General features: G+C 53.6%; 17 protein-coding genes. 3 read left to right on the forward strand and 14 right to left on the reverse strand.

Annotation, left to right across the window (positions count from 1 at the left end):
* Positions 1-62: 62 nt before the first annotated feature.
* The 3 genes from G536_RS0112630 to G536_RS0112640 form a co-directional block, all read right to left on the reverse strand.
* Positions 63-1,004, reverse strand: a complete 942-nt coding sequence (locus G536_RS0112630; protein WP_022823962.1) for an ABC transporter ATP-binding protein — start codon at positions 1,002-1,004, stop codon at positions 63-65.
* Positions 1,005-1,087: 83 nt separating this feature from the next.
* The gene (locus G536_RS0112635; protein WP_022823963.1) at positions 1,088-1,705 is read right to left on the reverse strand and encodes a hypothetical protein; all 618 of its coding nucleotides are present in this window, start codon (positions 1,703-1,705) and stop codon (positions 1,088-1,090) included.
* Entirely contained in the window at positions 1,705-2,217 is a 513-nt protein-coding gene (locus G536_RS0112640) for an RNA polymerase sigma factor (RefSeq protein WP_022823964.1), read from the reverse strand. Before G536_RS0112640 ends, G536_RS0112635 begins: the two co-directional genes overlap by 1 nt.
* Before the next feature lie 359 nt (positions 2,218-2,576).
* Between G536_RS0112640 and G536_RS0112645 the strand changes: the two genes are divergently transcribed.
* Complete coding sequence (locus G536_RS0112645) at positions 2,577-3,770, forward strand: T9SS type A sorting domain-containing protein (RefSeq protein WP_169515094.1); 1,194 nt, start codon at positions 2,577-2,579, stop codon at positions 3,768-3,770.
* 94 nt (positions 3,771-3,864) lie between these two features.
* On the opposite strand, the gene dnaJ is transcribed toward G536_RS0112645, so the two are convergent.
* The 7 genes from dnaJ to G536_RS0112685 all read right to left on the reverse strand — a co-directional run bounded on the left by dnaJ (position 3,865) and on the right by G536_RS0112685 (position 11,880).
* Positions 3,865-5,013, reverse strand: a complete 1,149-nt coding sequence (dnaJ, locus tag G536_RS0112650) for a molecular chaperone DnaJ (protein ID WP_022823966.1) — start codon at positions 5,011-5,013, stop codon at positions 3,865-3,867.
* A gap of 108 nt (positions 5,014-5,121) precedes the next feature.
* Positions 5,122-5,709 (reverse strand): nucleotide exchange factor GrpE, encoded by a 588-nt coding sequence (locus tag G536_RS0112655; RefSeq protein WP_022823967.1) that lies wholly within the window; start codon positions 5,707-5,709, stop codon positions 5,122-5,124.
* 282 nt (positions 5,710-5,991) lie between these two features.
* Positions 5,992-6,996, reverse strand: a complete 1,005-nt coding sequence (gene obgE / locus G536_RS0112665) for a GTPase ObgE (protein ID WP_022823969.1) — start codon at positions 6,994-6,996, stop codon at positions 5,992-5,994.
* A gap of 184 nt (positions 6,997-7,180) precedes the next feature.
* Positions 7,181-7,804, reverse strand: coding sequence for an adenylate kinase (locus G536_RS0112670; protein WP_022823970.1), 624 nt, complete (start codon positions 7,802-7,804; stop codon positions 7,181-7,183).
* 112 nt (positions 7,805-7,916) lie between these two features.
* Entirely contained in the window at positions 7,917-8,456 is a 540-nt protein-coding gene (hpt, locus tag G536_RS0112675; protein ID WP_022823971.1) for a hypoxanthine phosphoribosyltransferase, read from the reverse strand.
* Positions 8,457-8,602: 146 nt separating this feature from the next.
* Positions 8,603-10,843: a sodium-translocating pyrophosphatase gene (locus tag G536_RS0112680; RefSeq protein ID WP_022823972.1), complete on the reverse strand. Its 2,241-nt coding sequence runs from the start codon at positions 10,841-10,843 to the stop codon at positions 8,603-8,605.
* A gap of 122 nt (positions 10,844-10,965) precedes the next feature.
* On the reverse strand, positions 10,966-11,880 hold the full coding sequence (locus G536_RS0112685) for a M20/M25/M40 family metallo-hydrolase (RefSeq protein WP_022823973.1): 915 nt from the start codon (positions 11,878-11,880) through the stop codon (positions 10,966-10,968).
* Positions 11,881-11,989: 109 nt separating this feature from the next.
* Between G536_RS0112685 and G536_RS0112690 the strand changes: the two genes are divergently transcribed.
* Positions 11,990-13,234, forward strand: a complete 1,245-nt coding sequence (locus tag G536_RS0112690; RefSeq protein WP_022823974.1) for a tetratricopeptide repeat protein — start codon at positions 11,990-11,992, stop codon at positions 13,232-13,234.
* A 17-nt stretch (positions 13,235-13,251) separates the two neighbouring features.
* Positions 13,252-14,586, forward strand: coding sequence for a hypothetical protein (locus tag G536_RS0112695; protein ID WP_022823975.1), 1,335 nt, complete (start codon positions 13,252-13,254; stop codon positions 14,584-14,586).
* Between the two features lie 22 nt (positions 14,587-14,608).
* On the opposite strand, the gene G536_RS0112700 is transcribed toward G536_RS0112695, so the two are convergent.
* Genes G536_RS0112700 through rffA form a run of 4 tightly spaced genes read right to left on the reverse strand, consistent with a single transcriptional unit; the run spans position 14,609 to position 18,668 of the window.
* Complete coding sequence (locus G536_RS0112700) at positions 14,609-15,394, reverse strand: formyl transferase (protein WP_022823976.1); 786 nt, start codon at positions 15,392-15,394, stop codon at positions 14,609-14,611.
* Entirely contained in the window at positions 15,394-16,416 is a 1,023-nt protein-coding gene (locus tag G536_RS0112705) for a polysaccharide deacetylase family protein (RefSeq protein ID WP_022823977.1), read from the reverse strand. Before G536_RS0112705 ends, G536_RS0112700 begins: the two co-directional genes overlap by 1 nt.
* A 15-nt stretch (positions 16,417-16,431) precedes the next feature.
* Positions 16,432-17,505 carry a glycosyltransferase family 4 protein gene (locus tag G536_RS0112710; protein WP_022823978.1) on the reverse strand — a complete coding sequence of 358 codons (1,074 nt, stop codon included), beginning with the start codon at positions 17,503-17,505 and terminating at the stop codon, positions 16,432-16,434.
* Positions 17,506-17,534: 29 nt separating this feature from the next.
* Positions 17,535-18,668: a dTDP-4-amino-4,6-dideoxygalactose transaminase gene (gene rffA, locus G536_RS0112715; protein WP_026880125.1), complete on the reverse strand. Its 1,134-nt coding sequence runs from the start codon at positions 18,666-18,668 to the stop codon at positions 17,535-17,537.
* Between the last annotated feature and the right edge of the window lie 38 nt (positions 18,669-18,706).

Consider the following 18,706-nt stretch of genomic DNA (forward strand, 5'->3'; position numbering starts at 1 on the left):
GAAATCAGGAAGCAGGGAGTTAAGAAGAGGAAGTCATGCTCTCAACTCCTAGCTTCTGCTTCCTAGTTTTTCACTTCTTCCACTAGGCTTTCGGGCATGGTTTCCTGCACGCGCCGAATGAAAATATCGTTAATGCTGGGGATCTGCTCCCGGAAGGCGTGCACTTCCACATTGCCGATGAGGTAGCGTAGCAGGTCGTTGGGGGTGGTGCCGGCGTGCAGCTTGATTCGGTCGTAGAAGTGGCCGTTTTCGCGCTCTTTGTGCTCCAGCACTTCAAAATCGGGGTGCGTTACCATCAGCCGGCCGCGGCCTTCTACCTCGTAGGTTTGGGTTTTGAAGGTGTTTTTGATGTCGCGCACCGAACCATCGAGCACCTTGTGGGAGCGGTTGATCAGGGCAATGTTGTCGCACAGCTCTTCCACCGATTCCATGCGGTGGGTACTGAAGATAATGGTGGCGCCTCGTTGGCGCAGTTCCAGAATTTCGTCTTTGATGAGGTTGGCGTTGATGGGGTCGAAACCCGAAAACGGCTCATCCAGAATGATGATGCTAGGCTCGTGCAGTACAGTGGCAATGAACTGCACCTTCTGCTGCATGCCTTTGCTGAGGTCCTCCACGTTCTTGCTTACCCAGGGCTTCAACTCCAACCGATCCAGCCAGCCCTTAATCCGTTGCGTGGCATCAGCTTTCGATAAGCCCCGCAACTGCGCCAGATACAGCAGTTGCTCCCCTACTTTCATCTTCTTATAAAGGCCGCGCTCCTCGGGCAAGTATCCAATTTGGCCGATGTGCTTGGGGTTCAGCTTCTCGCCGCGCACCCGAATTTCACCGGAGTCGGCTGCGGTAATCTGGGTGATGATGCGGATGAGGGACGTTTTGCCGGCCCCGTTGGGCCCCAGCAGCCCGAAGATGCTGCGCTCCGGAATGTCGAGGCTGACGCCGTTGAGGGCCGTGTGCGCGGCATAGGCTTTATGCACATCAATTGCTTGTAGAATGGGTTGCACGGCTTGGAAAGGAAGGTTGAAAAATGGAAGCTAAATGTATAGATTTTGCTATGCTAGTGAAGCAGGAAATCAAGAAGAGTTGCTTACTCTTCCAGTTCCCGCAACGAAGTTTCCAGCCGGTCGAGGTGCTGCCCGTAGAGGCGCTGCAAGTACCGGCGGGTGCCGTACAGCACGGCTAGTTGCAGAAAGAAGCCGAAAACCAACACCACACCAGCTGTAATCAGCAGTAATTGGGGCTGTAAGCCCGGTGGCTTTGCTTGTTCCAACACCACGTACGAGCCAAAAAGCAATACCAGCGTAACCGGACCCGTTGCCAGCGTAACGCGGTAGAGAAACCGCAGGAGGCGGCGCAACTCAAGGCACAGCTTCCGCAGATGGTTGCGCACATTGCCTTCTACCATAGCCATCCGGCGTAGCACGCCCAGTTTGTAGTAATAGTAGTACAGCTGTCCGGCCCCGAGTAGTATCGTAAAAACCGTCCAGAACACGGTAATTGGCTTTTCCACCTTCATAAACCAAAAAGGCAACAGCATCAGCAGCGCCGTTAGGCCCATTTCAATGCGGGCGTTACGCTGCATCTTGGCCACCGGCGAATCAGTGTTGCGTGCCAGCAGCTGCGCTAATGCGGCGGTATCTAGAATTGGTGGGGCATTGGTGGCACTGGGCTCCTTCCAAGCGCGGCGCAAATCATCAAGTTCCATCAGACGGGGCGGGTAAGTAATTGACGGATTTTATCTTGCACGCGGTGCATTTTCACGCGCACGTTGTTCTGGGTGATGCCCAAGATGTCGGCCATTTCCTCATAGGTGCGCTCCTCCAGATATAGTAACACAAAGGCCTTATCCACGTCGGAAAGCCGGTTGATGGCGCTGTACAAGGCGGCGGTTTCCTCGGGCTCGTAGCCCGCTGGCTCCATCTCCTGGGCTAGTTGTAGGGCCTGCCCATCAAGGTTAAGCGGGTGCGGCCGACGGGTGCGCTGGCGCAGATTGCTGATGGCCACGTTCAGGGCAATGCGGTAGAGCCAGGTGCTAAGCTTGGCACCGGGTTGGGGCACGTACTTTGGCCAAGCACGCCAGAGTTGCAGCACCACTTCTTGGAACAAGTCCTGCCGGTCGTCGGCGTCGGCGCAGTACAGGCGGCACACCCGCCGCAGCAGCGGCTGGTACTGGTTCACAACGGCAACAAAATCGGTAGAGGGTGCAGCGGGGCTCATGCGGGCAGCAATTTCAAAGCGTATATCGATGACTTGCCTGCAGCATTACATAAGATGCCATAATTTATTTGGGTTCGGTGTTTCCACTCAATTACGCATACCTACTTCTAGGTATTTTGATACTATTTCAACGTATTTGGCCACCAGGTAATGAAATAGTTCATAAATAGCGTATTCAAACAAAATTATATATCATGAAACACGTTCTACTCCCCTGCTTCCTTAGCTGCCTACTCTCAATTCCCGATAGCTACGCCCAGCAACAAAATCCCGCACGGTCTGCCACGAAGCTTCTATTCAACAGCAGTCAACCTCAGCACAGCTCTCGGACCTCCGCTGACCAAGCCCATCGTGGCATCATGGCCTCCGTAACGGTACCAGGCCGCAGCGTTGGGCACACTTGGAGCAGTACCACCAACAGGTGGGTGGAAGGCACTGTCGGAGTGCATACCTATGACGTGCGAGCCAACCCCACCCAAATCGTCTACACTGACTCCGTCACCTCTCAACCTAGAAGCAAGGAACTGTACACTTATAACGTGCGCAATCAGATAACAGAATCTACTTACCAAACCTGGCTTAATTCAGCTTATGTGAACGAGCAGCGCGAACAGTATGCCTATGACACCCAAGGCAACATCACGCTGGAAACCTACCAGACGTGGAACGGTACGGCCTGGGCAACCCAGAATAGCTACCGAACCACGAACACTTACAACTCAGCGAACGTACTGACCGGCCGGGTGTATGAAGAGCTAAATACAATTAGCAACACCTGGGTCCCCAACGGACGCATCACCTTCACGCTCAACGCCAGCAACCAATGGATTGAGGCTGTCTATCAGGACTGGAACAATGGGGCGTATGTGAACGACGAGCGGACTCACAATATCACGTGGTATGACTGGGCCAAAATGCTACCCAGCTATTTGGAGGACCAAGAATGGAGAAACGGTGCTTGGGTCGACAACCAACGCAGTACCGTAACCTACCAGCCTAATGGCAGCAACGTGGATGTACAGCAGAAGTTTACGGCTAATACGTGGATGAATGATGACCGAATTTCCACTACCTACGATAACTTCGGCAACCTGATTCTCGACCAATACGAATCCTGGACCAACAACGCCTGGGCTATTACAGGCGGTGAGCGGGCCTTGCTTTCCTACAACGCTACCAATCAGGTGCGCCGCGCAGTAGCGCAAGATTACAGTACCTCGCAGAGCCGGTACGTGAATTCCACCGTCACTACCTACGGCAGCTTTGTCACGCTGGGCACCCGCCGGGCTATGGGTCTGGAAGCAGCCGCTACGCTCCATCCCAACCCAACAACTAGCACTACTATCATCAGCGTGAGCGGCCTGCGTGAGCAAAGCGCTATGCAAGCCGAAGTGCTTGATATGTTGGGCCAAGTGGTGAAAACCATGACAGTAGGCCCTCAGCAAGGCACCTTTAGGCAGGAAGTCAACTTGGCTACCTTACCTGCTGGCGTATACACCGTGCGCCTGCACACCTCCAAAGGCACTGTTGCTAAACGAGTGGTAAAAGAATAGCTAGTCGCACTTATTCTAATTCGCGTAGCGCCCAATAAAAAAGCTCGTCTGGCATAGTGCCAGACGAGCTTTTTTATTGAGCCTTGCTCCAGTTTTACTGGAAATACTCCTTCACTTTCTCGAAGAAGCCCTTCTCATTTTTGCCGGGATTTGGCGTGAAATTCTGGGCGTTGCGCAGCTTTTCCAGCAGTTCGCGCTCCTCCCCTGTTACGTTCTTAGGGGTCCAAACGCTGAGGTGAATGAGCTGGTCGCCGCGGCCATAGCCGTTGATATCCTTGATGCCTTTGCCACGCAGGCGCAGGATTTTGCCTGGCTGCGTGCCGGGGTCCACCTTGATTTTCACCTTGCCTTCAATGGTCGGTACCTCGATGCTCGCGCCCAAGGCGGCATCCACGAACGAGATATACTGCTCGAACATGATGTTGTTACCGTCGCGCTTCAGTTGCTCGTGTGGCTCCTCCTCAATCTGAATCAACAGGTCGCCAGGCACGCCGCCTCGCTCGGGGTAGTTGCCTTTGCCGTTCATGCTGAGTTGCATACCCTCAGCCACGCCGGCCGGGATGTTAATTGGGATAACCTCTTCATGCAACTGGCGGCCTTCGCCGTGACACACGTCGCACTTGCTAGTTACCACTTTGCCTTCGCCGTCGCAGGTGGGGCACGTGGAGGCGCTTACCATTTGGCCGAGCATGGTGTTCACTACCCGCTTCACTTGGCCTTGGCCTTGGCAGGTCTGGCAGGTTTTCAGGTCGGTGCCGTTTTTAGCACCAGTTCCTGAGCAGGTATTGCACGCCACGTAGCGCTTCACTTTAATCTTCTTCTCGACGCCGTTGGCCACTTCTTCTAGGTCAAGCTTCAGCTTGATGCGCAGGTTGGAGCCTTTGCGCACGCGCCGGCCCCCTTGTCCGCGGCCACCGCCGCCGAAGAAGCCCTCGAAGCCTCCTTGGCCGCCCCCGCCGAAGATGTCGCCGAAGTGGCTGAAGATGTCTTCCATGCTGGGGCCGCCACCGTTGCCACCCATGCCTTGGTGCCCGTACTGGTCGTAGCGGGCGCGCTTGTTCTGGTCCGACAATACTTCGTAGGCTTCAGCGGCTTCCTTGAACTTGTCTTCGGCCGTAGGGTCGTCAGGGTTTTTATCGGGGTGATACTTGATGGCCACCTTGCGGTAGGCCTTCTTTATCTCATCCGCCGCCGCGTTTTTGGCTACGCCCAGTATTTCGTAATAATCTCGCTTCGTTGCCATTGTCTACTATGTGGTCTGTCATGCTGACGAGGCATCTCTACACGAGTGGAAATCACCTTGGCAACAAAGCGGTAGAGATGCTTCGCTGCACTCAGCATGACGGTTCTCTTACAGGCCCAACACCACTTTGGCGTGGCGGATCACCTTGTCGCCGAGGTAGTAGCCGCGCTCTACCTCATCCACGATTTTGCCTTTCAACTCTTCCGACGGAGCCGGAATCTGCGTGATGGCCTCGTGCAGCTCGGGGTCGAAGGCTGTGCCCTTCACGTCCATTGGCGCGAGGCCTTTCTGGTTGAGGGTTTTTTGGAGCTTGTTGTAAATGATTTCGATGCTTTCACGCACCGCGTTGGCATCTTCAGTGTCTCTAGTATGATGGCGGGCCCGGTCGAAATCGTCGAGTGCCGGCAGCAACGCCACCATCAGCTCCTGGTTAGCCGTTTTGAACAAGTCGGAGCGCTCCTTGGTGGTGCGGCGCTTGTAGTTCTCGAACTCGGCCGCGAGGCGCAAGTATTTGTCTTTCAAATCAGACAGTTCGGTACCAACCTTGGCGCCGGTGGCAGTGCCACCTTCTGCGCCTTCCACTTCCCCAAGTTCGGGAGCATTGGGTTCTTCAGGAAGTTCGCCGGCTACTTGGTCAGCGGAAGCGTTCTGGTCGAATTGCGTTTCGTCGGGGTTTGGATATTTATCGTCAGCCATGTTTGCGAAGAATCTTCGGAATGGGTTTTTCACTGGATTGGGCCGTTGGGCAAAAGCGCGAAGGCAAGGAACTTGCCAAAGCATTTTCGGCTGCCATTGTGGCACAGAAACTTAGACAACCCAGCAATTAGTTCAGACGGGCTGGCGCAGCAGTTATGGCAGCCGGTATTACTTAGCAGGAACTCAAATGCCACAGACAACACCAACATGCGGTTACATTTCCGGTATTACACGCAGCAGAATCCAGAGGAAGTGCTAGTTGCCTCGCGTAAGTAGAGTGGTTTAAACCGCTCCTTCCACGTGCAGCGCTTGCCAAATCATATCCTTCAAAGGCTGGATGTTCTTGTTGGCAAGGCTGGAAATAAAGATGGTCGGCAAATCGGTCGGTAAGGTTTCCCGGATTTCTGCTTCTAGCTCCTCGTCCAGCATGTCGGATTTGGTAACGGCCAGCAGGCGGTTTTTCTCCAACAATTCTGGATTGAACTGCTCCAACTCGCTGAGCAGCACCTCGTACTCAGCGGCAATATCCGGGCTGTCGCAGGAAATCATGAACAGCAAGATGGAGTTACGCTCGATGTGGCGTAGGAAGCGAGTACCTAGACCTTTGCCTTCGGCTGCCCCTTCAATGATACCCGGAATGTCGGCCATCACGAACGATTTGTAGTCGCGGTAGGCTACCACGCCTAAGTTGGGCGTGAGAGTGGTAAAGGCGTAGTCGGCAATCTTGGGCTTGGCCGCCGATACCACCGAGAGCAGCGTGCTTTTGCCGGCATTCGGGAAACCAACTAGGCCCACGTCAGCCAGTAGTTTCAGTTCCAAAATCACCCACTCATCAATGCCGGGCTCGCCGGGCTGGGCGTAGGTGGGAGCTTGGTTGGTAGCCGATTTGAAATGGTCGTTGCCGAGGCCGCCACGCCCGCCGCGCGTGAGAATAAGGCGCTGGCCGTGCTCAGTGATTTCCAGCTTTTTCTCGCCGGTTTCGGCGTCGCGGGCAATAGTACCTAGCGGCACCTGAATGATAATATCGTCACCTTCCGCACCAGTACGCAGGTTTTCGCCGCCGCCCTGGCCGGGCTTGGCAATCAGGTGCTTTTGGTATTGCAGGTGCAGCAGCGTCCAGAGCTGCGAGTTGCCTTCTAGAATGATATGGCCCCCACGGCCACCGTCGCCACCATCTGGGCCGCCGTTGGGCAGGCCTTTGGCCCGGAAGAAATGGTGCGACCCCGCCCCACCCGCGCCAGAGCGGCAATTGATTTTGACGTAGTCGATGAAGTTATTGGAAGCCACTTTGGTTGAATTAAAAATTAAGAAGTAGGAAGCCAGAAGTGATGCACTCTTGCTTTCTAACTCTGAGGTGGGCCTAAAAACGGCTGTCACCCTGGATTTGCGTCGTGTCTTCAACTGAAGAGACAATGCAAATCCAGGATGACAGATAGTTCTGCCGCCACCCAATGAGGTAGCAGCCGCAAAGTTACGCTTTTACTTCGTTGGTTGCCTGCTTGGTGTCTTGGGTGGTAACAGCCTGGTGCTTATCAATGATAGCACAGATTTGCTCGAAGATGCTTTCAATCTCCCCAATGCCATTCAGGGCGTGGAATTTGTTCTGAGCGGCATAGAAGCCAGCTACTTGTGCGGTTTCGGTGTTGTACACCGTTACGCGCTTGCGAATTTTGGTTTCGTCCTGGTCGTCGGGGCGGTTGCTGGTTTTTCCACGTTCCAATAGGCGCTTCACCAGTTCCTCCTCGGCCACTTCCAGCGCAATCATGCACGATACGCCGGTATCGTAGCGCTGAGTTAGTGCGTCGAGGCTTTCGGCTTGGGGTACGGTGCGAGGGAAACCGTCGAAGATGAAGCCGTTGGCTTCAGTATTGCCAGCCAGTTGGCTTTCAATCATGCCAATTACTACTTCGTCAGGCACGAGTAATCCCTCGTCCATGAGCTTTTTGGCATGGAGCCCCAACTCGGTGCCTTGCGCAATTTGAGACCGAAGCAGGTCGCCGGTGGAAAGGTGCACTAGGTTGTAACGCGCAATGAGCTTCTGACTTTGCGTTCCTTTGCCAGCACCAGGAGGGCCGAAAAGCACGATATTCAGCATAACTTGAGGTTTTGCGAAGAAAAAATTGTGTGGGGTTGGGAAAGATAAGCAAGGAAACTCAAAGCTTATATACCCGCCAGCGAATTTTCACTGATTAATCTTGGGATAGGTACTATACGGCTTTGTACACGTTAGGGTAGTTGCGGCCTAGCCCGTCGTAGTCGAGACCGTACCCTACAATGAAGTCGTTGGGGATGCTTAGGCCCACGTACCGGATGGACAATTCGTGTTGTAGGCACTCGGGTTTCATGAACAAGGTAGCTACTTCCAGCGAAGCCGGTTGCTTGGCGCCCAACGTATCGAGGAGCATCCGCATGGTGTGGCCGGTGTCCACAATGTCTTCCAGCAGCACCACATGTCGGCCAGCCAGGTCTTCAGTTAGGCCCAGCACTTCTTTTACCTCGCCAGTGCTGCTAGTGCCTTCGTAGGAAGCCACGCGAATGAACGATATTTCACAGGGAACCTGCACCAACTTCAACAGGTCGGACGCAAACATGAACGAGCCGTTGAGGATGGCCAGGAAGAGCGGTTTTTTGTCGGCGTAGTCCTGGTTGAGGCGCGTTGCTAGCTCTTGCTCAACTTCTGCCAGGCGTGCGGCCGACAGATAAGGTTCAAACTGCTTGTTGTGCAGCGAAATATAATCCGGGTTCATCCGTATGGGGTTGGGCCGCAGGGGAGCGGGCCATCAAAGGTAATAGAAAAAGCCACCCCTCCGGTGCGGAGAGGCAGCTTGGCATTTCTAGTTTCCGAGGCAAACTGGCCTCTGCGGAAGGCAACAGTGGCTAGCAAAAACGCTGGCTACATGCTTCTAAGCAACTCTACCACGGCTTCGGTAGCGCGGTCGGGCAGGTTGGCGTAGCGGACGTAAGATCGAGTTTTCAGCTCCAATCGGCTTTTGCTTTGCACCGGTGCTACCCCACGCTCTGGAGCGGCAATGTGGGGCGCAATAACTAAGGAAACGATGCTCATGAGCTTGATGAGAATGTTCATGGACGGACCGGAAGTATCCTTGAACGGGTCCCCCACGGTGTCGCCGGTGACGGAGGCTTTGTGAGCGTCGGAGCCTTTGTATTGCATCACGCCATCAATCATCACGCCTTTCTCGAACGACTTTTTGGCGTTGTCCCAGGCGCCACCGGCGTTGCTTTGGAAGATGGCCATGAGCACGCCGCTAACCGTAACGCCAGCCAGGGTACCACCCAGCACTTCGGGCCCGAAAGCAAACCCGATAATGATGGGCACAATGAGAGCAATAGCACCCGGCAGCATCATTTCGCGGATGGCAGCCTGGGTGGAAATGGCCACGCACTTCTCGTACTCGGGCCGGCCGGTGCCTTCCATGATACCGGGAATCTCGCGAAACTGGCGGCGTACTTCCTGCACCATGGCCATAGCCGCGCGGCCCACAGCTGCAATGGCAAGCCCCGAAAAAATAAATGGAATCATGGCCCCCACAAACAAGCCGGCCAGCACCCGCGCGTTGCTGATGTCAATGGCCGTGATGTTGGCGGTACCCATGAAGGCGGCAAAAAGCGCCAGTGAGGTAAGAGCGGCTGAGGCAATGGCGAAGCCCTTGCCGGTGGCGGCAGTGGTATTACCCACGGCGTCCAGAATGTCGGTTCGTTCGCGCACTTCCTTGGGCAGTTCGCTCATTTCGGCAATGCCGCCAGCGTTGTCAGCAATAGGTCCGAAGGCGTCGATGGCCAACTGCATGGCGGTGGTGGCCATCATCCCGGCGGCGGCAATGGCCACACCGTAGAGGCCCGCGCACTCGAAGCTGAGCACGATGCCCGCCGCCAGTACAATGATGGGCAGCACGGTAGACTCCATTCCCACCGAAATGCCGCCGATAACGGTGGTAGCGTGGCCGGTACTGCTCTGGCGCACAATACTAAGCACTGGCCGCTTGCCCATGGCGGTATAGTACTCGGTGATAATGCTCATCAGCGTGCCTACCACCAAGCCAACGGCCACGGCCAGAAACACGCCAAACGACGTGAACGGCACCGAGCCGGGCCGCCCGATAATAAGCTCACCGGTAGGCAGCATCCAGCGGATGATAAAATACGACGCCACGGCCGACACAACAACCGATATATAATTGCCGGTATTGAGGGCGGCCTGCACGTTGCCGCCTTCTTTTACTCGCACGCACAGAATTCCAATCAGCGAAGCCACAATGCCCATCCCAGCAATGACCATCGGCAGCAAAATGGGCGAAAGGCCTTGAAACTGGTCGCCACGGGCTACTACTTCGCGGCCCAATACCATGGTAGCCAGAATGGTAGCTACGTAGGAACCGAACAGGTCGGCGCCCATGCCGGCTACGTCGCCCACGTTGTCGCCTACGTTGTCGGCAATGGTGGCGGGGTTGCGGGGGTCGTCTTCGGGAATACCGGCTTCCACTTTGCCTACGAGGTCGGCACCTACGTCGGCAGCTTTGGTGTAGATGCCACCACCTACGCGAGCAAACAAGGCAATGCTTTCAGCACCGAGCGAGAAGCCAGTTAGTACCTCCAGGGCGGTTTCCATCTCAACTCCGTTGGCTCCACCGTTTTTGCTGACCACGAACATCTGGTAGAACACGATAAACAACGAGCCCAGACCCAGCACCGCTAGGCCCGCCACGCCCATACCCATCACCGAGCCGCCCGAAAACGACACGTTTAAGGCCTGGGAAAGGCTAGTGCGGGCCGCCTGCGCTGTACGCACGTTGGCTTTGGTGGCAATCTTCATCCCGATGTAGCCCGCCACTGCGGAAAGCACGGCACCAATGATGAAGGCAATGACGATAACGGGGCTGGATTTTTCGCCGGTGCTGCCCAAATAGAACAGGAAGGCTGAGGCAATCAGCCCGAAAACGACCATCACCTTGTATTCAGCCTTTAGAAAAGCAATGGCGCCGTCGGCAATGTAGCCGGCAATGGTGCGCATTCGCTCGTCGCCAGCATCCTGGCGGCTCACCCACCCAGACCGCAGCCACGTGTACACCAAAGCCAGCAGCCCAAGTATGGGCACGACGTATAGAAAACCTGTCATAAAGTGGTGGGGTTGGAAGTGGGAGAGAAACCAGATTCGAATGGGTAAAATAGAGTTTATTACCTAATATTCAAGCTTCTCACTTCTAACACAATCGGCCGGCCGCCCGCTCCTGCTGCCGCTTACAATTCCCGCATAAGCACCTGGTAGAGAGCCAGCATGCTGGTAATGTCGCGCTTGTCCACTATTTCGTCGGGGGAATGCACGTTGTCTTCGGGGGCGCCGATGAAGCACCAGTCCCAGGGCTGAGCGCCGTGCTGAAGCTCTTTGGCATCGGAGCCACCGCTGCCTTCCACTTCCAATTGATGCGCAACGTCTGCCGACTCGGCAATACGGCGGATACGCTCCACGTAGGCCCGGCGCGGAATTAGAGAGTCGCGCAGGGAAATAACTACACCCTGGCCTGGCTGTACGCCCTCGGTCACCCAGGTGATGTCAGAAATAAGCGCCTGTCGCACGCCGTAGGTTTCGTAGATATACTTGGCCAAATAGGCTACTGAGCCGCCACCGTGCTCTTCCCAACAGCTGAACGCCACGATGCCGTTTTCGAGGGTTTCGCAAAGGCGCAGCGCGTTCCAAACCCCTAACCGGTTATCGAGGTAGCAGCTTTGCACGGTGGTCTCGGTTTCGCGGAAGTCGCAGTGGAATGTTAATTCGGTGCCTCGCTCAATCTCGCGGGTGAACTCATAGCCGATTTCCCCCGTTTCTTCGTCTATGGTCAACCGACAGTCGATTTCTCCTTGTGCGTCACGCCCCACCAGGCGCGACCCAGCCTCCAGCACCGGTCCGCCAATACGCACCAACTGACGACCATATCGCACCGTAAAGCCAATACTATCCAGATGAGCGAAAACAGCAGTACGTGGCGCACCAAAGACCAGCAGAATACAATCCTGCCATCCGTCGCCGGCCAGTACCGTGGGCTGTACTTGCCAGTTGTGCTGCTCTTTTTCGATGTAGCGCAGCAGATAGTGGGTAAGTGGTGTTTCGTTTCCGGCGGGGGCCGCAATACGGCACAGGTTGTGCAAAAGGTCCATTACAAGTCGTTATCTATTTAAAACTAGGACAAAAGCCATACTTTAGTTCTCCCACTGGGCGGCGCGGCGTAGGTTTTCCCTAGCGACGCACTTGCAAGTAACTGTGTTTATGATTCTCCGCCTCCGATTTATCCTGTTGCTGCTGTTGGCTCCTGCTCTGGTTTTCGCCCAGCGGCCCGACACTGCTCGCTCGTCGTCGCCTATCCGCAATATTGAAACCGATAATGTAGACGTGCTACCCACAGCCAACACCAAGGGCTGGCTACTGCTCGACAAGGATATCCAAACTGAGCTGGAAGGTGCGGTGCAGAACCTCTACAACTGCAAGTATGAGCGGGCCGAAAAGCAATTCCGCTCATTGCGGCGGCGTTACCCGCAGCACCCTATGCCCTATTTTCTAATGGGCCTGAGCCAGTGGTGGAAAATTGTACCTACCAACATTAAGACCAAGCAGTACGACAAGCTGTTTTTTGCCTACATGGATTCCACCATCCAGAAAGGTGAAGCGCTGTACGACGCCGACAACCGGAACTACGAAGCCTGCTTTTTTCTAGCAGCGGCCTACGGCTTCGATGGCCGCCTGCATGCCGAGCGGTCTAACTGGCCCAAGGCTACGGTTAGCGCCAAACGGGCATTGAAGTATTTGGAAATCAGCAAGGAAGCCAACGGCCTGAGCCCAGAATTTCTATTCGGACAGGCCTTGTTCAACTATTACGCCGTCTGGATTCCGGATAACTACCCATTGCTCAAGCCGGTGCTGCTGCTCTTCCCAAAAGGCAACAAGCAACTAGGGCTGCAACAGTTGCGCAGCGTAGCCGACAACGGCTTTTATGTGGCTCCCGAAGCCAAGGTATTTCTGATGCGCATCCTCAACAATGAGGAAAACAACTGGGAGGCCGCGGCCCCCATTGCCCGTAACCTCGCTAAAACCTACCCCGACAATGGTTATTTCCAGCGGTTCTACGCGCTGTCGTGCTTTAACCTAGGTGATTTTCGGGAGTGTGAGCGGCTTAGCCTGGAGATACTCAATAAGCTCAACCAGGGCCTGCCTGGCTATGAAGCCACCAGTGGGCGCTACGCCACTTACTTTCTAGCGTGGCTGATGCAGAACCGCTACAAGGACTTAGAGAAGGCCAAAGATTATTACCAGCGTTGCATCGTTTTCTCGGAATTGACCGACGAAGTAAAAGGAGGTTTTTACTTGCATTCCAACTACAACCTAGCCCGGTTGGCTGACAAAGAAAAAGACAAGGCTACCGCCCGCCGCTATTACTTGATTGTAGCCGATATTGCCGATAAAAAATCGGCTGCCTACCGCGAGGCAAAAGCCTATTTGAAGAAAAATAAGAAGTAGGGTAAATCTTTAGCTTAATGGAATTAAAAGACCTATTTCTAACCCCTTTTTATCTAGCCCTATTTTATGGGCTTGCTTTTGCATTGCGTCCGCGTTTCACTAATGCATACACGCATAAATACTTTATCCCAGCTCTATCACTCAAATTTATAGGGGCAATTGCGCTAGGACTTATTTACCAATTTTATTACAATGGAGGCGATACTTTCAATTATTACTTACACGTCAAGATTATTTACAGCGCTTTTACCAGCAATTTCAGCGATGGCCTTAGCTTACTTACACATTTAGGCCAGCCTCTTCCTAACTTAGCTAAATACACCACCTACATGTTTTGGTGGGAACCTGGTTCGTCTGAGCTATTCGTTGTGCGTATTGCAGTAATCATGGCGTTACTATCTTTTAATACGTATACTGTTATTGCACTCTTCTTCGCTTTTATAAGTTTCTGTGGGATGTGGTCTATGTATATCACATTTGTCAGAATATATCCAGCAGCCTATAAAAAACTGGCCATTGCCATTTTTTTTCTACCCTCCGTATTTTTTTGGGGCTCAGGGCTGATGAAAGACTCCTTATGCATTGGCGCACTAGGCTGGACTTTCTACGGATTTTACAACGTATTTATTGCAAAACGTAACATAGTTCAGTCCAGTCTTCTAGGAGTATTAGGAATATATATACTGGCTGGAGCTAAAATATATATTCTCCTTTCTTTTATGCCACCAGCTTTATTTTGGGTATTCAATGAAAACAGTGCTAAGATAAAATCATCCACTTTACGAATTATGCTAAAGCCTTTATTCATTACAGCTGGAGCAGTAGCAGCGTATTACGGTGCTACAAATTTAACAGCGGGTGATGAGCGTTTTGATGTAGAGAAAATAGGAGAACGAAGCAAAATAACGCAAGAGTATCTTAGTGAGTATGTAAAGAGTGGCTCAGCTTATCATATTGGAGAACTGGATGGCTCGTTGGGCTCTATTGTTAAAGTTGCTCCGCAAGCTGTTTTTATTTCCTTATTCAGACCTTTTTTGTTTGAAGCCAGGAACCCAGTTATGCTATTATCAGCTCTAGAAGCGGCGCTATTTCTGTACCTTACAGTAACCCTTTTTTATAAAACCGGGCTATTAAAGGGGTTAGGATTAATAGCAGCGGAGCCCATTCTCACATTCTGCTTTATCTTCTCTATTATCATGGCTATTGGGGTGGGCACTACCAGTGGTAACTTCGGCACGCTAGTACGCTATAAAATTCCGCTAATGCCTTTCTTTTTGTCGGCGCTTTATATCATGCAGTTCAAAGCCCAGGCCGCACAGAGCCCCAAACGCGTACGATCTGTGGCCGCTTAAATTAGTTTTCTGCGTGTATGTCTTAGAATACACCGTTGCGGCGGTTCTTAAGATACTCAGCTAAAGTAGGGTGCGACCAGAGTTTGGATGTGCCAGTTGGAGTTGGTTGGAGCTTCACATCTTGGTACAACGCGTCTCGTACTGCTTGCTTCAATAAAGGCAAGCCAGCAGCTAGTTGCAACAGAGGATACGTGACAAAATTATCCTCGGCGGTAGGATGGATTAGGGCCTGTGCAATAATGTCCCCCGTATCAATTCCAGGGTCCACTAAATGTACCGAAACCCCACAATGCTGCGGGTCTTGGTTGGCGAGGGCCCAATAGCCGCCATGTACTCCTCGGTAAAGCGGCGTGATACCTGCATGAGTATTAATGAATTTACAGGATATGCTAGTCAGCACTTTCTTCGCAATGATACGAGTGCCATTCACTACGACAACATCAGGCTGTAGTTCTTGCAGTTGCGCTATGCACTCAGGAGAGTTAACCGATGAAACCCGAATGACGCGGTTTTCAGGTAATGGTCGGTCATCGAGGTGTTCCTGTTTTTTGATTGCTTGCAATCTGGGCTGCGAAGAGCGACTCAGGGGCAGCGCAATCAGTAATTTGAATAGAATCTGTCCGGCTACAGTGGCATAGCCTAGCTTCTGAGCACGCCGCTTCAGCAATTGCTTCTGGCCGATAGGGGTTTCTACGATGATGCGGTGAACCCCGAATTCCTTATCAAGCGCATGAAATAAAATGTCGGTGGATTCGCCGGGGCCGGCGAGAACGACTATTTTTTTGGCGGGGGAATCAGAGTAGCTCATCAGTTGGCAGTAACAGGCGCGTGACCTTGTAATTCGGCAGCCATATCACCCATAGATTGGCTTTGCATTCCGTAAGTAGTATGCAAATGTTGGTAATGCTTGGCTATGCGCCGAAGTACGGCCATGTTCTGCGGGATGTTCACCCCAAAATTGTGGGGATGCCACCACAAATGAAACACCTGCCCATGCCGGGCTGCATGCGTCATGCCACTCAAGATGCGGCGCAGGCGCAAGCTTTCCAGTGCTTGCAGTTGCCCAGACCAGGGCCGCAAAAACCGGCTAGCTGGGATGTTATAAGGAAACTGTCGCGCAATCTGCTGCAAAGAGTGGCAGTTATGCCCCGAAAGGCTAACGTAGGCATCCAAGAGCCGGGCACCGCGTTTGTAAAGGCTCTGCTGCTCTTCGCTCCGCTCTTTGTAAATCCACGAGTTTTCATTGCCCCGGTAGCTCGTGATACCTAATTCCTGGCACACCGTTAGGTACTCGGCATTGTATTGGTTACGCGGAAACACGAGGCTGCGCAATTCCATGCCCTGTTCCTGTGCCACTCGCACAGCGGCTTCCAAGTCGGCACGAAAAGAGGTGGCTGTTTGCCCACGCTCCAAGCAATAGTAGTGGCAGAAAGTATGGGTAGCCATTTCCTGGCCTGGCGTCCGACGAATTTGCGCAATCAGTGAGCTACCGAAATGGTAGGAGTCGGTGGCTTCATCCTCTCCTACTTGCTCTAAAGCTAAGTATGGCGACAGATTGGTATCGGCATATTCTGGGCGAACGGTGGGCAAATGAGCCAGCATATCAGCCTTATTCCCAAAAAACAGCAGCCCTACGGTAGCCCAGGTTACGCGCAGCTGAAACTCCTCGAACAGCGCCAACATGGCAGGTATTGCCTGCCGTACCCCTAGCAGATTAGCGCCGTATTGCGTTAAGGTCTGCTGGTCGCGCACGCCCCAGTTGATTTCAAAGTCAAGTGAAATAACAAATCGACCTTGCTCTTGTCTGGGCTGGGCTGTTTGTACTTGCATAGGTAGCGGAATGGCTTAGCTGAACAGAGCCAGAAAGTTTTCTTTATTGGATGCCACAGAATAGCGTTCTACAATAGTACGGCGCGCCGCCGCACCTTGGCTAGCGCGGAGATTCTGGTCGGCCAGTAGTTGGCGCAGCGCCGCGTACCACTGTTCCTGATCGTCGCACACGAAGCCGTTGTAGTTGTCCTGCACCACTTCTGTGTTCATTCCCACTGGTGATACCAGCGCCGGCATTCCCAATGACATGTATTGTAGCGCTTTGAAAGCGCATTTTCCGCGGGCCCAAGGGTCATCAACCAACGGCATCAGCCCAACATGAAACTCGCCTAAATCGGCTATTTCAGTGGCCTTCTGCCAAGGCACGTAAGTAAGACTGCGTAGATCAGTATGCGTGGGAGGCTGGTTGGAAATAACACGAAATTCAAAATCATAGCCTTCTTGTTCCAGGCGGCTAAGCACAGGCCATACCAAATCGAGGTGGCGTAAGGTGGTATGCGTACCCGTCCAACCAATAATGGGCCGTGCTACCTGTTGCTGGTTCCGGATACGGTTATGCAGGTGCTCGGTGTCAAGAGTAGTAGGGTTGATGATGCAGTGCGGGTTGAATTGACGGGCATAAGCACACAAGTAGGCGTTGCCGCAGCTCACTTTGTAGGCCCAACGGCAAATCTGCCCTACTTTCTGCTGCCATTTCAACCTGCTAATGAATGTCTGTTCCCCGGCCGGATCTTTCATCCAGATGGCATCATCGAAATCGTAAATGATTCGCTTCCGCAAAACCTTGGCAACAATCCACTCAAAAAGCGGGGGGCCGATGGGGCCTGCTTCGCGGTGAATGAACACGTACTCATAGCCAGGCACGGTAAATAGCAGCATTGCCCGCCGCAAAAAACCCAGCAGAATACCCAGCACCTTGGCTACCGTATGCCCAGGCTTATAAAGGATAGCCCAGGTAGCATCGGACAGAAAGGGGGCGAGATGATACGTATGTCCGGCCTCGGGCAGAAAGTCGAGATATTGCTCGAACCGGAACCGCTGCGACGGGGCCTTGCCAGGCGGGTAAGGAACCACAAAAAGAATGCGCATACGCGGCAGAAGGGCAAGCTGAAAACAAACTATAACACCTGGTAGAAACGGAGCACCGCCTGAATAATGCGTTGCTGCTGGCTTTCTTCCAGTTCCGTGTACAAAGGTAGCCGAACCAGACAATCGGCGTAGTGCTCGGCCCAAGGCAATGGTCGACCATCGTGGCGAGAGGCGTAGTAGGGGCTGCTGTGCAGGGGTTGGTAATGAAAAATGGCGGTGATGTCTTGTTGCTTCAATTCAGCAATCAAAGCAGTGCGCTCAGTCAAATTGCGGCAAACCAGGTAAAATAAATGGCCGTTTTGCGCGGTATAGTCGGGCACAAATGGCAGCCCTACACCCAATTGCGCCAAGGGCTGCAACTCCGCAAAATACCGTACCCAAATGGCTCGACGGCGCTGCTGAATTGCCTCCAGGTCCTCTAGCTGTGCCCACAAAAATGCCGCGTTTATTTCGGCTGGCAGAAATGAAGAGCCAATATCCACCCAGCTATACTTAGCCACTTCGCCCCGGAAAAAAGCGGCGCGGTTGGTGCCTTTTTCGCGCAGAATCTCGGCCCGCGCTACCAACTGCAGATCGGTAATGGCCAGCATACCGCCTTCCCCACCGGCCGTCACGTTCTTGGTTTCGTGGAAAGAAAATGCACCTAAAGCTCCCAAGGTGCCCAGCGGCTGCCCCCGAAAGTTGCCATCCAGGGCTTGAGCAGCATCTTCCACTACATCAAGTCCGTGGCGCTCAGCTACTGCGCGTACGGCCTCCATGTCGCAGGCTACGCCGGCATAATGCACAGGCACAATGGCGCGGGTACGAGGCGTAACCAAGGCTTCCAACTGAGTGGTATCCATGGCCGGACTGTCGGATGAGCTATCAACAAAGATTAGCTTAGCCCCCCGCAACGCAAACGCCGTGGCCGTAGACGAAAACGTGAAGCTAGGGAGTAGGACCTCGTCGCCGGGCTCTAGGTCGAGAAGCAAGGCGGCCAATTCCAGCGCATCGGTACCCGAGGTAGTTAGGAGCACGCGGGGTACGCCTAAGTGGTGCTGTAGCCACTGCTCGCAACGCCGGGTGAATGCTCCGTCGCCAGACAGCTTACCGGAACGCACGGCCTCCTCGATGTAGCGGGTTTCGGTACCCACGAAGTAAGGCTTGTTGAACGGAATAAGCATAAAGGCCGACATAAACCACCCGGAGGCGGGGCGGCAAA

Source organism: Hymenobacter norwichensis DSM 15439 (assembly GCF_000420705.1).
Classification (GTDB): domain Bacteria; phylum Bacteroidota; class Bacteroidia; order Cytophagales; family Hymenobacteraceae; genus Hymenobacter; species Hymenobacter norwichensis.